Source organism: [Clostridium] symbiosum, from assembly GCA_036419695.1.
In the GTDB taxonomy this organism is placed as follows: Bacteria; Bacillota; Clostridia; order Lachnospirales; family Lachnospiraceae; genus Otoolea; species Otoolea symbiosa_A.
The window spans coordinates 244,124-259,425 of record CP143946.1 but is presented as its reverse complement, the minus strand read 5'-3'; the positions used below and the strand labels follow the sequence as shown (position 1 = coordinate 259,425).

Annotated in this window: 13 protein-coding genes; 5 read left to right on the top strand and 8 right to left on the bottom strand. The window is 49.3% G+C overall.

Features of this window, described 5'->3' with window-relative positions; translation table 11 throughout:
• Nucleotides 1-116: 116 nt before the first annotated feature.
• Complete coding sequence (locus V3C10_01200) at nucleotides 117-635, bottom strand: QueT transporter family protein (GenBank protein WVP62474.1); 519 nt, start codon at nucleotides 633-635, stop codon at nucleotides 117-119.
• A gap of 127 nt (nucleotides 636-762) precedes the next feature.
• Nucleotides 763-2,292, bottom strand: coding sequence for an AraC family transcriptional regulator (locus tag V3C10_01195; GenBank protein WVP62473.1), 1,530 nt, complete (start codon nucleotides 2,290-2,292; stop codon nucleotides 763-765).
• A gap of 320 nt (nucleotides 2,293-2,612) precedes the next feature.
• Here V3C10_01195 and V3C10_01190 point away from each other — a divergent pair, with 320 nt between their 5' ends.
• From V3C10_01190 to V3C10_01175, 4 genes are read left to right on the top strand one after another with little or no spacing between them, the layout of a single operon-like run.
• A complete protein-coding gene (locus V3C10_01190; GenBank protein ID WVP62472.1) occupies nucleotides 2,613-3,284 on the top strand; it encodes a flavin reductase family protein in 672 nt (223 codons plus the stop codon).
• 56 nt (nucleotides 3,285-3,340) lie between these two features.
• Nucleotides 3,341-4,993 carry an amidohydrolase gene (locus tag V3C10_01185; protein WVP62471.1) on the top strand — a complete coding sequence of 551 codons (1,653 nt, stop codon included), beginning with the start codon at nucleotides 3,341-3,343 and terminating at the stop codon, nucleotides 4,991-4,993.
• Nucleotides 4,994-5,010: 17 nt separating this feature from the next.
• Nucleotides 5,011-6,411, top strand: coding sequence for an MFS transporter (locus V3C10_01180; protein WVP62470.1), 1,401 nt, complete (start codon nucleotides 5,011-5,013; stop codon nucleotides 6,409-6,411).
• A 21-nt stretch (nucleotides 6,412-6,432) separates the two neighbouring features.
• Nucleotides 6,433-7,767: an MATE family efflux transporter gene (locus V3C10_01175; GenBank protein WVP62469.1), complete on the top strand. Its 1,335-nt coding sequence runs from the start codon at nucleotides 6,433-6,435 to the stop codon at nucleotides 7,765-7,767.
• A gap of 49 nt (nucleotides 7,768-7,816) precedes the next feature.
• Here V3C10_01175 and V3C10_01170 read toward each other — a convergent pair whose 3' ends face one another.
• Together V3C10_01170 and V3C10_01165 are read right to left on the bottom strand one after the other, a co-directional pair.
• A complete protein-coding gene (locus V3C10_01170) occupies nucleotides 7,817-8,785 on the bottom strand; it encodes a 2-hydroxyacid dehydrogenase (protein ID WVP62468.1) in 969 nt (322 codons plus the stop codon).
• Between the two features lie 19 nt (nucleotides 8,786-8,804).
• A complete protein-coding gene (locus V3C10_01165; protein WVP62467.1) occupies nucleotides 8,805-9,809 on the bottom strand; it encodes a 4-hydroxy-2-oxovalerate aldolase in 1,005 nt (334 codons plus the stop codon).
• Between the two features lie 143 nt (nucleotides 9,810-9,952).
• Here V3C10_01165 and V3C10_01160 point away from each other — a divergent pair, with 143 nt between their 5' ends.
• Nucleotides 9,953-10,918, top strand: coding sequence for a LysR family transcriptional regulator (locus V3C10_01160; protein WVP62466.1), 966 nt, complete (start codon nucleotides 9,953-9,955; stop codon nucleotides 10,916-10,918).
• Nucleotides 10,919-10,931: 13 nt separating this feature from the next.
• Here the strand turns inward: V3C10_01160 and V3C10_01155 are convergent, their stop codons facing one another.
• From V3C10_01155 to V3C10_01140, 4 genes are all read right to left on the bottom strand, one after another.
• A complete protein-coding gene (locus V3C10_01155; GenBank protein ID WVP62465.1) occupies nucleotides 10,932-11,156 on the bottom strand; it encodes a cobalt ABC transporter substrate-binding protein in 225 nt (74 codons plus the stop codon).
• A gap of 7 nt (nucleotides 11,157-11,163) precedes the next feature.
• Nucleotides 11,164-12,531 carry a TRAP transporter large permease subunit gene (locus V3C10_01150; protein ID WVP62464.1) on the bottom strand — a complete coding sequence of 456 codons (1,368 nt, stop codon included), beginning with the start codon at nucleotides 12,529-12,531 and terminating at the stop codon, nucleotides 11,164-11,166.
• Between the two features lie 243 nt (nucleotides 12,532-12,774).
• Nucleotides 12,775-13,977 (bottom strand): sodium/glutamate symporter, encoded by a 1,203-nt coding sequence (gene gltS, locus V3C10_01145; GenBank protein ID WVP62463.1) that lies wholly within the window; start codon nucleotides 13,975-13,977, stop codon nucleotides 12,775-12,777.
• A gap of 46 nt (nucleotides 13,978-14,023) precedes the next feature.
• Entirely contained in the window at nucleotides 14,024-15,265 is a 1,242-nt protein-coding gene (locus V3C10_01140) for an NAD/NADP octopine/nopaline dehydrogenase family protein (GenBank protein WVP64554.1), read from the bottom strand.
• Nucleotides 15,266-15,302: the final 37 nt, after the last annotated feature.

The following is a 15,302-nucleotide window of genomic DNA, read 5'->3' as shown; positions in this document are numbered from 1 at the left end:
TCAATAATTTTAAAAGCCCCGGAAAAGAATTATCTCCTTTCCGAGGCTTTTCATTACTTAAATTCCTGTATTTTTACCAGATACCGGTTCCGTCCGGCTTTTTCCGTTCTTTCCGGTTATCTGGCAGCCGTATTCTCTGCCAGGCATCTGCCAAAAATAGTATTTTTATACCGTTCCAGTACGCGCAGGAGCATATTGCCCAGAACTCCGATTGCCAGAATCTCTCCGATTCCCACTGTGACCATGGCAAATGGGATTAAGTCCGCGGAGCCGTAGGCAAAGCGGAGAACCCAGGGGATAATGATCACGTTGGACAGGATCGGGGGAATGCATACCAGATTCCTGTTCCTGCGAAGCCCGTAGGAGCCTAATGCGCCGATCAGCGTTGCCAGGCTTCCGAACACGACGTCTAACGGCGCCGCACCGCTGAGCAGGTTCGATAACAGGCAGCCGATAAAGACTCCCGGTACCGCCGCCGGCGTGAAAAACGGCAGGATGCACAGCGCCTCGGAAATCCGGAACTGCACCGGTCCGAAGGAAATCGGGGCAAACGGCACGGTAAGTGCGGTATAAATGGCCGCGATCACCGCTCCATAGGCTAAAAAGTAAACGGTTTTGTTGTTTCTCTCTCTCATATTCAGTTGTCTCCTTTAGTTTTGTTTTAGGTGTGGAAGGTCTCGAACACACCGGTCTTTAATTGTGAAATTTCTTTCAGGTACAGAAATTTCACGGCCTTATTGCGTAGGTTAGTTTAGCATAGTTTTAATCAGAATGCAACCCGCTCTCCGACAAAATCCGGTAGTTTCCAGGAGACAGCCCCACCTCCTTCTTAAAAACGGCGCCCAGATAGCTGGTGGTCTGGAACCCCGTCTTCTCCGCAATCTGTGCAAGACTTAAATCGCTGCCCCGCAACAGCTTTTTGGCATTTTTAAGCTGAACCTCCCGGCTGTAGCGGACAAAGTTCACTCCGAAGCGCGCTTTAAAGGCGCGGCTGAAATAGGCCGGACTGTAACCACATAAATCCGCCACCTCGTTTAATCCCGGATTATTCATGTAGTACTGTTCCAGATAGGCGGCCGCCATATCGAGGGGCGTGCTTTTCGGAACCCCGGACTTTAAGCTCCTCGACAGGCCCTGAAGGAACTGGTAGGTCTCGGCCTTGACGTCATTCATCGTGTTGGCTTTGAATATCGCTCCGGTGACGGACAGGACTTTCGATGAAATATCCACCGCATCCAGCCCCATGCCGACGCCGTATCCGGCCAGCTCGGAAAGGATGGAGACCGATAACGACTTTATATAGGAAGAATCTGCATTCTGCATGGCAAGCCCGGCAAAGATATGGTTGAGTGTTTCCGCACAGAGAGCATCGTCCTGTGTTGTGACCGCGACGATCAAATCCTTTTTCCCCTGCTCCCGGAGGGCGGGCGAACCGCCTGCCTTCGATGTTTTCCCCCGCTCGAAGGATGGGCTTTGATAGCGCAGAAGCTGACCCGGCCCGGCCATAAACGACTGCTCCAGCGCCCGGAAGGACTGCTCATAGGCGCGGCAGAGCAATGCCGGAGCCGCACAGAAACAGCTCATTCCAATCGAAACGGAATATCCCGTCATCTTTTTAATCTCCGACAGGAGCAATTCGGCGCACCGGGCGGCATAATCTTCCGCATCCTCCCCCGTTAAATCACGGCAATTGAGTAAAACTACCACTTTATCCGTCCCCATCAGCGTGGCGGACACGGCGCTGTACCCCCTTTCCAGTACCTTTCTGGTGCTGTTGAGCAGGGTTCTCTTAAGCCGGTACCGGTAAACGTTATCCTTCTTTTCGCAGATGGTCCAGAAATCATCAAACACAATGGTAAAGACGATCTGCGGAGTTATCTTAATATGCATGGTCCGAAACAGGAAATCCAGCTCCAGGATACGTTCCGGGTGGCCATATATCATGTCGTTCACATATTCCGATGCCAGAATATCCTTAAACATCTCCGCCGAAAAGACTTCCCTTCCGTCCGCTACATTGGCCAGGCTGATCAGCCTGAACTCCGGATACAGCGTTTTCATCATCCCGATCTGTTCCGGCGACTCCGCCATGAGGCTTGCCAGGCAGATATCTCTCTTCTCCCGAACCGCTTTCAAAATGCCCGGCGTAATATGGAGGGCGTCGATAAATAACAGGCACGGTTCAGAACCGGAAAGAAGTTCTCCGATCTCCCCGGCGCTCTCGGCAAAATATGGATTGAAATGTAAAAAAAACGACATTGACTCTTTTTTGACCGCGCATATCACTTTCATAAAAATCCCCCTGCCTCCCTGTATTCAGGCTGTTTTCGTTTCGTTACCCCTACAAACCAAATTAACACAAATGTCAAAAAAACACAATAGCACCGCAAAAAATTGAATTTCAACTTTTTCACCGCTTTACTATAATGAATTTAAGTTAGGCGGCCGCCATACAGCACATATTTATTAGTACACTTTGATCAATACGTTTCCACCAGTACGTTTCCACCAGTACATTCAACCAGTATATTTTCACTAGTACATTTTCACTAGTACATTTCGCCGGTGGGATTTTGATTAAATCGTGTTTCATAACCAGAGGAGGATATCAGATGTTTTACGAACCATCAAAAAACAACCATGGATTACAGAGAAATCCATTTAAATCCTGTTCCGTTCCGCGTGTGATCGGATGGATTTCCACGAAAAATGAGGACGGCAGCGACAATCTCGCGCCTTACAGCCAGTTCACCAACCTGACCTTTGATCCGCCGATTGTACTTTTTTCATCCAACCAGAACGTGGTCGGCGACCGCAAAAATACCGTCAAAAACATTGAAAGAACCGGGGAGTTTGTCTACAACATGGTATCCTGGGACTTGAGGGAAGCGATGAACCGTTCTTCCATCTTTGAAGTTCCGGAAGGGGTAAAAGATAAATTTGAATATGCCGGAGTTTCAAAGGTACCCTCCAACCTGATCGACGTTATGCGGGTGGCGGAATCACCGGTCCAGTATGAATGCCGTTATATGCAGACTATACGGATTCCCGGCAACGATACCCTGGCAACGGTTGACTGTATCGTAGCGGAAGTAATCGGAATCCACATTGCGGATGAATTTTTACTTCCCAACGGCAAGATTGATATCTGCAGCATCAAACCCGTTGCCCGCCTGGGATATTTTGACTTTACCGTAGTCAATAATTCCTTTGAGATGGCTCCACCGAAGGTGAGCCCGGAGAAGCAGAAATTAGTGGACAAGGGACTGGAAGGAAAAGTGTAACGGACAGATGAATTATTGGTAACAGATGAACCGGGGTTTAAAGAAGGAGAATACAAATGAATGGGGCAGATTTAATTTTAACAGGTAATTCAGTTTTTACGGCACTGGACGATGTGCCTTTCAAGGGAGGAGTTGCAATAAAGGGAAACCGGATCGCCCGGGTTTTCCAGGGGGAAATTCCGGACGGGCTGGCGGATGAACACACTGAGATCCGGGAATATGGGGACAAGCTGATTATGCCGTCTTTTATCGACGCCCATACCCACTTTTCCATGGGCGCCGCCGCATCCAGCAGCCATGTGTGCATGGAACTGGAGGATTCCTCATCACCGGAAGAATGCGTAAGGATTGCGAAGGAATTCGAACGGACTCATCCGGATGAAAAGCGGATCATGGGAATCGGCTGGTACACCGCATGGTGGGGTGATATCCCGCTGCCTGACAAGACTTTGCTTGACGAGGCATTTCCTGATAAACCCGTCTATCTTCTGTGCGCGGATCTTCACACGGCATGGGTGAACACGCTGGCTTTACAGGAACTGGGAATTGATGAAAACACGAAACCGGAGTATGGGGAAGTGCGTCTCGGAGAAAATGGAAAGCCGGACGGCATTCTCTTTGAAATTGACCTGATGCTCCCCATCTTTGCCAAACTGGTGGATTATCCACTGGAGGTTCTGACCGAACTGTTTGGAGCATTTTTGAAGGAGGCCAACGAGTACGGAATTACCTGTTTAAGTGATATCACCGCAGCCAAACTGAACCAGGAATTTATCACCTATATGGATAAGCTGATTCAGATGGAGGAAAACAACACCTTTACCGCCAGGCTCCATACATACACCAATCTGGGTGTTACGGGAAATTATGAAAAAGAGCTTGCGATGTATTCGAAGTACCATACGGAAAAGATCCGGTACGCCGGTTTAAAACAGGTAATAGACGGTGTCACCTCCACCTATACCGGACTTCTTTTAGAACCGTATTCCGACCGTCCGGAGATGACCTGTGAGGCAAATTACCCGAAAGAAACCTTCTTAAAATGCACAAAGTCGGCCAACAGCCAGGGGCTCGGCGTCCGTTATCACTGTATCGGGGACAAAGCCGTGCAGTGGGCGCTGGACTGTTTCGAGGAGGCCAATCTTTATGCGGATAATGAAGGAAATAAAAAGCATCTTCCAAATGCAATCGAGCACATTGAAAATATCCATACGGACGATATCGGCAGATTTAAAGAGCTGGGCGTTATTGCATCCGTGCAGCCATATCATGTGACCTTCGACAGCAATGAAAAGGTCAGCCGCATCGGCATGGAACGCTGCCGCTATGAATGGCCGTTCAGAAGTCTGATTGACAACGGCGCCATGCTGGCACTGGGAACCGACTATCCGGTTGTGGGCCTTAACCCGTTCAAGAATATTTATGCCGCCGTATCCAGGTGCGACGATGAGGGAAATCCTACGTCCGTCAATCCGCAGGAGGCAATCACGCTTGCGGAGGCGCTTCAGGGTTACACCAGGTGGGCCGCATGCGCCTACGGAAGAGAGGATGAGCTGGGTACTCTGGAAAAAGGAAAATTTGCGGATATTATTGTTATCGATCGGAATATGTTCGAAATTCCGCAGAAAGAGATACAGGAGTGCCAGGTGGAACTGACGGTATTTGACGGCGCCGTTATATTTGACAGGGAGAACGACGGCGTTTGCTAGAAGAGGGGGAAATTACTATGGAGGAGAAAAACGGAAAGCTCAGCTTCCGCACTAAATTAAGCTACGGGGTAGCCGCCGCAGGGGACGCGGCAGTCTATAATTTTGTCAGCATTTACTTTTTATTCTATCTCACAACGGTTGCAGGGATCGATCCGGCCAAAGCCGGAACCCTGTCGTCACTGTCACTTTTAATCGGGGCCGTCGCCACCATATTTGTCGGATACCTGTCCGACAACAGCTCAAACCCGCACGGCAGACGCCGCCCCTTTATCCGGATCGGCCTTCCGTTGTTTGCCGTTTCCTTTGTACTCATGCACTCTAAAATGGCAGGGGGCAGTATCCTTTATTACGGCATCTTTGCCACGCTGTTCTGGTCCGCCTATGCTATTTTCTACGTGCCCTATACCGCGCTTGGCGCGGAAATTACCGATGATTACGACGACAGGACGCGTCTTCGTACCTTCGCGGCGGTGGGAAGCTCCGCGGGCAACTACTTCGGCATGGTATTCCCGCTTCTCCTGGTAAGCCTGTTCGGCAGACTGGGAAAGAGCACCGAGACGAGCTGGAGTATGACGGCCGTAATTATTGTTCTCTTTGCAGCCATTATGATCCTTACCATGCTGCGGGCAACGAGGGGGAAAGAACGTGTTATGGAAGCGGCGGCTTCCGATCAGAAACCCGGTATTTTTAAAGATTACCTGAACGCGTTTCAGATCAAGCCGATGAAATACCTGATTTTATCCATCATCTTCACCCTGGCCGCCTACACGATCTATTTAAGCAGCGTTGCATTTTTCATTACCTATAACCTGAACCTGCCGGAAAGCTATTCTTCCACTATCTTTTTAGTGGCCTGCATTTTCATCGTAATTTATGCGCCGTTTATCGACAGGGTGGCGACGGCATGGGGCAAAAAACAGTCCTTTATCCTCTGCATGGCAGTCACCTCCGTACTGATGATCGTCATGAATTTTATCGGTATCCGGAGCCACATTATGCTGCTGATTTTTGCCGCAGTCCATACTTTGGGCGCTTCCGTATACTGGCAGCTTTCCTCTGCCATCCTTTATGACCTGACGGAAGTGATTGAACTCAAATTCGGCAAAAGAAGTGAGGGAACACTTTCCTCTCTCCAGTCTATCTGCCAGCAGGTGGGCACCTCCTTTGGAATGCTCATCATGGGATGGATTCTCAAGTTCTCCGGCTTCCATGAGGGGATGGCCGTGCAGACTGCCGGTGCTCTGTCGGGCGTGCAGTTCCTGCTGACAATTGTTCCGGCCGCAGGCTATCTGATCGCCGCGGCAATGATGTACCTGTTCCCTCTCACGAAAAAACGGTATGAACTTGTTCAAAAAGCAATTGAAGAAAAAAATCAGACCGGACAATACTCTCTCGATGGGCTGGAGCAGATTGTCTGATTCGGAAAAGGGAGTTATCCATTGAATTTATTAAAGCAGTATCTAAAATTTGTCATTCCGTCCATCGTGTCGATGTGGGTGTTTTCCCTCTACACGATGGCAGATGGGGTGTTTGTGGCAAAAGGAGTGGGGGAGACGGCTCTGGCAGCCGTCAACCTGTCCATGCCGCTGACCAGCATAATCTTCGCCCTGGGGCTGACCTTTGCCACCGGAACCTCGGTTCTGGTCTCCATCTGTATGGGAAAGGGCGATATGGACCAGGCCAACGGACTGTTCAGCCAAAATATTATAACAATGGCGGTTCTCGGGATTGCGCTAACCATCCTGATACGGATGAATCTGGAACCTATAGCGCTGTTTCTCGGCGCGACGCCGGACACGCTCGGTTACGTCAAGGAATATACAGGGATTATTGCGTTGTTTGCCGTCTTTTTTATGATCTCCTACAATCTGGAAGTACTTGTAAAAGCGGACGGGTCTCCGCAGCTCTCCACCATAGGCGTAATGAGCTGCGCCCTGATGAATATGATTCTGGACTATGTTTTTGTCATGCACTTCCACTGGGGCGTGTGGGGAGCGGCTCTTGCCACGGGCCTCGCACAGGTGACGAGTACCTCTATCTTTCTGTTGTATTTTCTGAAAAAATCACGTCACCTGCATTTTAGAAAGTTCCGGTTCCGGTTTTCCATCTATAAAAAACTTCTGCCGCTGGGAATCGGGGAAGGGATTTCCGACTTTTCCAGCGGCATCGTGGTTTTTCTTTTTAACCAGGTCATTCTCTCTGCAATAGGGGAGTTTGCCCTTGTCAGTTATACGGTCATTTCCTATTTAAATACTCTTGTGCTGATGACTATGACAGGAACCAGCCAGGGCATCCAGCCGCTTTTGGGCTTTCATCACGGACGGGGAGAAAACGGCGTCTGCCGCTCTCTGCTAAAATACGGGATTTGTACCGCGCTGATCTGCGGCGTCGCCGCATTCACCGTTATTTCGGCGGCTGCGCCGGGAATCGCCAGCTTCTTTATTAATAAAAACCGGGATTCAAACCTTTATACCTATACGGTCCGGGCAATGCGGATGTACTCGCCCGCATTCCTCCTCATCGGCTTCAATGTCGTCGCCGCCGGTTTTTTTGCGGCTGTCGAGCGGCCGGTCTTCGCCATGACCATCTCACTGGGCAGGGGATTAGTCCTGATTACGGTCTGCCTTGTGCTTCTTCCATGGCTTGTGGGGGAAACCGGCGTCTGGCTGGCGGCCGCTGTCTCGGAGGGAGTCTGTCTTCTGGTCACACTGCTGCTGGCGGCAAAGTATAAGAAAAAGGCCGTGCCGGGGTGCGGACTGGCGGCGGTTCCGTGAAACAACGGAAAGCACGCTTCGCGAACTTTTCATTGCCACTCATTAAAGGCTACCGGGCCAAATATTCCCGGTTGACCACATGCTCCAAGAGGTTTCCGGCAGCAAAATCCATGATATCCTTTACGAGCATGGGAATAATCATATCACCGATATCCGCGGTTCCACCTCCTATATGGGGTGTTACTATGATATCGGGAAGTGTGAGAAGTTCGTCTTCCGCCTCCAGCGGTTCATTTTCCACTCCATCCAGTCCGGCGCCCGAAAGTTTTCCGGATTTTACGGCCTCGGCCAGGGCATGATCATCAACAAGTCCTCCGCGGGCCGTATTAATGAGAATCGCTCCGTTTTTCATCCGGGACAGCTCCTCTGCGCCGATCAGGTGATGTGTCTCTTCGGTCAGAGGAATGTGAAGAGAAACGATATCGGAGGTCTCCAACAAAGTTTTAAAGTCTGTGTAGTGCATTCCATACGTCTTCTCCTGTTCGTATGTCAGACGGAATGCATCGTAATATAGGACTTTTGCACCGAAGGCCTGTACCCCGGCCGCCGTCCGGCGGCCGATATTACCGGCTCCCACAATTCCCACGGTCTTGTGGTTCAGGCAGAAAGAACTGTTCAGAAAAGTGTTCTTGCTCCACACCCCATTTTTTAAACTCTCCGTATGGCATAGAAGTTTTCTTCCTACTGCCATCATCAGCATCACAGCCAGCTCCGAGACGGCCGGCGCATTTGCCCCGGGAGTATTGGTGACCACTATCCCTCTTTCTCCCGCTGCCTCAATATCGACCGAATCAAAGCCGGCTCCCCAGCGGAGAATCATCTTCAAATTCCTGTTTTTTTCTATTACATCCCGCGGAGCTTTAAAAATACGTAATATCATAATTTCCGCATCCGTCATAGCTTCATAAGCTTCCGCCGTATCCACCGGTATTAATATAAAATCTTTTTCCGGAAGAAGTTTTCTGAGTTTTTCAAAGGTATGTTCAGGGTAATTACCCGCTAATACTACTCTTGTCATTTCCTGTCACCCCATTCCATTATTTCATTTGATCCGCTGTCTCTTTAATTAGAGCTTCGGAAGGGCTTTTACGGTCAATTGCGGACACCTCGGTAATCAGTTTAAACAAATTCACCTGTTTTTCCGCTGCCGTCTTTTTAAAGGTTTTTACAAAGCTGGAATGACAGCCGGAAAGGCCCAGCGTCAAGTCGAGCGGCGTCACCGGATTATGGTAATGAAAGTCCTTCATGGCCGGCTGAAGGCGGTTTTCGATAAAATCCAGCATTCCGTATAAGTCGATCTCCTTCATCTCACCGAACCGATGCATCAGGGCAACACAGATTTCCGTCGCCAGATTTCCTGCACTTCTTGCCATTCCCATCAGACCGCAGTCCAGAATATCGGCTCCGTTCTGATAGGCCGCCAGGGCATTGGCTGCGGACAGACCAAGATTGTTATGGCAGTGGAAGGCAACCGGAATAGATACCGCATTATGGAGTTTTTCCGTATAGGCCGCAACCTGGTCCGGCAGCATGGTTCCCGCCGAATCCATAATCGTAATCTGATCAAGACCTGCATCTTCCAGCATTTTCCCCTCTTCAGCCAATTCTTCCGGCGTTAGCAGATAGGCTTTCATTGCCGAATAGTACGCTTTTACCCCTCTTTTTTTAATTGCGGTGAGAGCTTCCAGTGCGATGGCGCCGTCACCGGCATCTGCCCCTACCCTCAGAAAGCCGAGGCCATAGTCTTTTGCCAGATCAATGTATTTTTTTCGGTATCGTTTTGCATTCAGAAACATTCCAAGCTCCGCCCCCCGGCCCATATACTTCTTGGCAATCTCCAGATATTCCGTGTCCGTGAGGGCCTCGGTAAATCCGGCCACCTCGTAGGCCCCAATACCGCCAGCATTGCCAAATTCAATAATTGGTACACCACAGGCCGTCAGGCCGTCCAACACCATATCCGTAATTTCTGCTGAAAATCCTTTCCCAACCACATTAGCCCCATCCCGGAGCGTACAGTCCATCAATATCACTTTACCCATTTTATTTCCCTCATTTCTTCAAATTTTCATAACGGAATTTTAATTTGTTATTTCTTTAAACCATGCTATTCTTTGTTTAACAATTACATTTTCTATTTAAATGTCTATTTCACAATACAAATGTTGTTACTGGAGGATGCAGAATGAACATTAAGAGTATCGAATATTTTTTGCGGACCGTAGAGGAAATGAATATCACAAAAGCGGCAGACCGCCTTTTCATCAGTCAGCAGGCCCTGAGCAGCCATATAAGACGCCTCGAAGATGAGTATCATGTCCGGCTTTTTGAACGGAAGCCCTGCCTTCATCTCACACCGGAAGGAGAAGAGATGGCTTTTTACGGAAGACAGCTTTTGGAGGCAGAATCCAAGATGCGGGCGGCTTTTTCCGACATCAGCCAGGACTGCCGCGCTACTTTAAAGGTCGGCATCTCCCGCCTGAGAGGAAACGTCTTTTTCCCTCTGATCTGGAAATTCTATCATCCCTCGCATCCCAATATTTCCATTGAACTGGTAGACGGTAACAGCAAAAAACTGGATGAACTCCTTCAGGCCGGTAAAATTGATCTCTATGTGGGCATCGATATCCCTTCCAGCCCGAACCAGCAGCGCATTGAACTGGCTACAGAAAAAATTCAGTGCTGTTTTACTGAAAAACTTTTAAGACAATACTATCCCGACACCTGTGATGAACTCATGACCGGTTTTCATCATGGAGTGGATCTGACGAAAATTATCCGCCTGCCTTTTCTCACGCTCCGCCCCGGCAACCGCCTGAGAAAGGGAGTGGACCAGTTCTTTTCCCATTTTTCAAAGCCTCATCTTATGCTGGAATGCGATCAACAGGGATTAATATATGAGATGTCGAAAAATGGGGATGGGGCCGGACTGCTGTCTCCCGTCATTTTTTATCAGCATATGCATGACAGCCGGGATGACAGCGATCCTTTTCATATTTTTCCAATCCTCAATGATATTTCATACAACACTTTGTATATGGTATATCGCAGCGATTACCATCTACCACAATATGCTATGGACTTTATCGGCGATGCCAGCATGGTTTTCCGCAGCTATTCCCGTTCCATAGACCGGCACTTTACAAAGTAGGTCAGGCGCTCTTTCAGTCACCCGATTTCCACTGAAATACATAGCTCATGATAAAGGCTACGATTGCAGTCACTGAACACATAATACATACTGGAGCCTCCAGGTTCGCCTCTGCCCAGACAGTCAGGCTGCCGTTTGCAGTCATAACTGCTGCCGCTTCCAGCACAACATATGCCGCGGCGAGGGCAAGGGCGGTGCACAGGCACGCTATAAAAATACCGTTCAATATTTTTTTCATTTCTAAATTACCCTCCTATTATCGGCAATATTCCCATGGCAACGAGCACTCCCACAAGGACGACCGGTATGACATAGTGGAATATCAAAGGCTTGAACATCACACTCACATCCTCCACACCGGCAATACTGCTGGATACGAAAATGGGCGAGGACATAGGCGGTGAAGCTCCCTCTGTGGAAGCAAAAATCAGGAATGCTACAATTGCAGTCACCGGGGATACCCCTACCGCCACCATAGCAGAATAAGCAACAGGGCCAAGACTGACCGTTGTGGATGTTGCATTAAGCGGTCCGGCTACCAGGGCAACAACAAAGCCGATAATTAAAATCATAATTACTTTTGGTAATTCCATGGCCGAAAGGAGAGTCGTCAAATCGTCCCCGAAGCCGGTTGCCGTGAGGGCATTGCTGCCCGCCATCGCAAACAGTGACACCGCGCCGCAAGAACAGCAGGTCTTTGCGGTGGAACCGAGAAGTTTACCAAATCCCTCTGCCGTTTTCGGAAGGAGCTTGCGCCCCTCTATCAGACAGATGAACATAATCAGCACCGGTACCCAGATAATGATATTCATGGCGCTGACACCATCTTCGCCAAATGTGGCTTTCTTCTCCAGCATCTTTCCTACCGGGCCGGTAATCACAACCAGTGGAATAATGATGCCTAAAAACATAGTCAGGGAAGTCCCCCCCGCCTTAAGCGCCCTGCCCAGACCTACTATGTGTTCTGCGGACACTGCCGGGATATGGTGACGGCCTACATAATAACGGGTCAGAAGAAGACGGTAAACCAGGGTCCACAGGCCTCCGCACATCAGGGCCAGGTAGAGATCACCTGCTTCCACCGTTCCGGCTACTACCGGCAGCCCCAGCATCAGAAACATAGAGGAGGACGGTGGAATGCAGATTCCCAATCCTGCATTTCCTGTATTCATCGTAGCCGCCACACTTTTCGGCCATCCGGATTCCGTCATCCAGGGGATTGTGATAGAACCCACCGTTGCAGCATTGGCACTGCTGGCGCCGGATACCATCCCGAACATTGCGCTGGCACAAGCCGATACATAGGCAGGGCCTCCCCGGAACCGCCCCAGAATTGAATTTAAAATATTGACAAGTCTTGTGATAATTCCGGTCTGCATCATAATAGACGCCATTACCGTAAATAAAATGATTGCCGCCATAACATCCTGTTTCAGTGCCTTGTTTAAACTGGTCATAAAGGTCTGAGGGATTTGCGTAACTCCGTTAAAGGCACAGACAATAATAAGTCCCAGAAGCATGGCCTCCGCAATACTCCGCTTCAGCAGCAGATACCAGACCATAACAAATATGATGTAAACAACAAAAGCGATAATGCCAATACCGATTTCCAATCTACTCTCCACTCCTTCCATTCATTGCAGGATTATCTAATAACCAGACAGCGCTTATTCATAATTATGTAAAAATCCCGTACACGTTTGATAGGCTTATCATATCATTGCCATCCGTCAGTGTCTAACAGGATAATTTTCTCAAATCCACAACATAAATTTTGTGGCAAAAAAGAGGCAGCACATAAAAGACGGTGAAAGGCACACAAGGTACGCTTTTCACCGTCTTTCTTATATAAATCTTTATGCCAGAAAGTTCATGAACGTAGTGAGCAGAAGCCCGTTAACCACGTCGATAATTACGGAACCCACTCCCGGGACTACGAAGAATGCCGTATCCGAGGGGCCCCATCGTTTTGTAAATGCCTGCATGTTGGACACTCCGTTGGGCATAGCGCCAAGGCCGAAGCCGCAGCATCCCGTTACCATCACGGCGGCATCGTAATCCCTGCCCAGGATATAGTAACCGGCAAATACCATAAACAGTGCGATAAACGCCACCTGGGTTGCCAGGGTCACAATCATCGGAAGTGCCAGAGCAGCCAACTGCCAGAGTTTTAAGGACATCAGCGCCATTGATACAAATATGGTAAGGCTGATATTGCCGATACAGTCAATCTCCGCAAGGGGCGTTTCAAATTTACCCGTATAAGCGCTGATATTGCGGAGCACGACTCCCATCAGCATACCGCCCACATAGGATGGAAAGGTAATGCCTACCATTTTAAGCAGGATATAAATAATTGTACCGATTCCCATTGATATGACAATCTGATTCGTGGCATGAAACATATTTTCGGCGCTTAACGGTGCCTCCTGTTTTGTCTCCGCCGCTACACTACTCTGTTCCCCTTTCCGGGCCGACGCAACGGCCTCCAGACGGTGCTTTTTCACAAGGATATTGCCCACCGGCCCTCCAATTAAACCGCCTGACACAAGCCCGGAGGTTGCGGCCGCCATACCTACCGTCATCGCTCCGTCACAGCCGTAAAGCTCTTCAAACAGCGGTGCAAAGGAACCGGCGGTTCCATGTCCGCCCGTCATAGCGGCGGAACCTGTACACAGTCCCAACAGCGGGTGAAGCCCGAACAGCTTCGCATATCCGACGCCGATGATATTCTGGAATATCACGAGCAGGAAAACGATGATTGTAAATTGGACCCCCCTTTTTCCATACTTTTTCAACACCTTTAGGTCACACGTAAAGCCGACCGCAGTGAAAAATACGGTCATAAAAACATTTTGCAGTGTTGTATCCAGCTCAAGGACACAGACTCCCGAACTATATCCCGCCAGCATCAGAAGTGAAAAAATAATGCCGCCGACCACTGGATCGGGAATGCACAGCCGCTCCAGGCATTTAACATATTTTTTTACAAATCTTCCTATAAAAAGGACAACTACCGCGACCGCCAGTGTTTGAATGATATCCAGTTCAATTACCATAAAAATTTCCCCCTACCCCATTTTCATCTGTGCCGATTTTCGTTAATCAGCGTTCATAAATCCCCTCGTTCAAATAATTTAAAAGTTCTGTCCTGGACATATGATCAATTCCAAGATATGCAAGATTATACCTGCTTGTCTCAAAGAAATTCTTCTTGTGCATCGCGCCCGCCAGGATAATCATCGAATCGATCACCGGGGTCGGCACACCGTATTGGACTCCCAAATCATGGTAAATCTTGCAGCCGACCGGCACATCCTCTGTCAGATACCTGTGATTGATGCTGTTAGGTCCTGTATTTCCTTCGTCGGAAGGTTTATCTAACGGAAATACGACATTATCTTTCCCATCTTTATCAAGTCCCATGTATTCCTGTGTCAGTACGCTGCGACGTGAAAAGAAGGACTCATACGCATATTCCGGCGTCCCGACTCCAATGGCCTTTGCCAGCGCTTTCTCCTCCTCAAAAAACTGGTACTGTACCTCGCAGATGGATGGACACAGTCCGTGGCAGTACATGGAATAACTGTTCTTATCATATCCGCCAAAGATAACACCCCAGTTTTCCATCGTCGATACGCCCAGAACCGTTGCCGGAACATGGATAACGGGATTGATATTGGCGAATCCGGTATCCAGTACGGTAACGCCGGCCTCCGGTCCGTTGCCGTACGTCACGGCATCAATACAGGGCAGGTACCTGGATGATTCCATAAAAGCGTCGATATCTGACATGGGCAGAGAAGCTCCGCGCAGTGTAATCGCACGGTACTTTACGCCCACATGCGGAAAAACAAATTTGCCGACCGTCTCGATACGTGTCCCGTAGGGGGCAGAGGACCATCCACCAATAATCACCTTCTTTGTGCAGCCCATCTCACGCATTAGCCGCCGCAGTATCAAGGTGCCGTAATTGTCGGTGAATATATGTACCACCTGGCCGTCCTCGAGAAGAGGAACGAGTTCACGGAAAAACGGCTCATGGGCAAAGGCCGGAACCGCGACCACAATCAGGCCGGCTCCCTTTACAACCGTCTTCATATCGCTGCTCACCAGATCCAGATAAGCTCTTCCCGAACGCTCGAAGCAGTACAGGTTGCGCTGCACGCCATCCAGCAAAATTCCCGTTTTGTCCAGGTTTGCCAGCGTGTTTTCGGCAAACGGCATCATGTCGAAGAGGCGGACCTCCCGCCCAGCCAGCTTCATGTCGGCTGCACATGTCTTGCCTACGGCTCCGCCGCCCAAAACGGCAATCGGCATATCCTTTAAATACTCCATGTCTCCCATCATCTTAAATACCCTCCTGAGTTCTAAATAGTAGTTC

Coding starts and splice junctions, on each gene's coding strand:
- V3C10_01200 (WVP62474.1), bottom strand. CDS start 635: ATGAGAGAGAGAAACAACAAAACCGTTTACTTTTTAGCCTATGGAGCG.
- V3C10_01195 (WVP62473.1), bottom strand. CDS start 2,292: ATGAAAGTGATATGCGCGGTCAAAAAAGAGTCAATGTCGTTTTTTTTA.
- V3C10_01190 (WVP62472.1), top strand. CDS start 2,613: ATGTTTTACGAACCATCAAAAAACAACCATGGATTACAGAGAAATCCA.
- V3C10_01185 (WVP62471.1), top strand. CDS start 3,341: ATGAATGGGGCAGATTTAATTTTAACAGGTAATTCAGTTTTTACGGCA.
- V3C10_01180 (WVP62470.1), top strand. CDS start 5,011: ATGGAGGAGAAAAACGGAAAGCTCAGCTTCCGCACTAAATTAAGCTAC.
- V3C10_01170 (WVP62468.1), bottom strand. CDS start 8,785: ATGACAAGAGTAGTATTAGCGGGTAATTACCCTGAACATACCTTTGAA.
- V3C10_01165 (WVP62467.1), bottom strand. CDS start 9,809: ATGGGTAAAGTGATATTGATGGACTGTACGCTCCGGGATGGGGCTAAT.
- V3C10_01160 (WVP62466.1), top strand. CDS start 9,953: ATGAACATTAAGAGTATCGAATATTTTTTGCGGACCGTAGAGGAAATG.
- V3C10_01155 (WVP62465.1), bottom strand. CDS start 11,156: ATGAAAAAAATATTGAACGGTATTTTTATAGCGTGCCTGTGCACCGCC.
- gltS (WVP62463.1), bottom strand. CDS start 13,977: ATGGTAATTGAACTGGATATCATTCAAACACTGGCGGTCGCGGTAGTT.
- V3C10_01140 (WVP64554.1), bottom strand. CDS start 15,265: ATGGGAGACATGGAGTATTTAAAGGATATGCCGATTGCCGTTTTGGGC.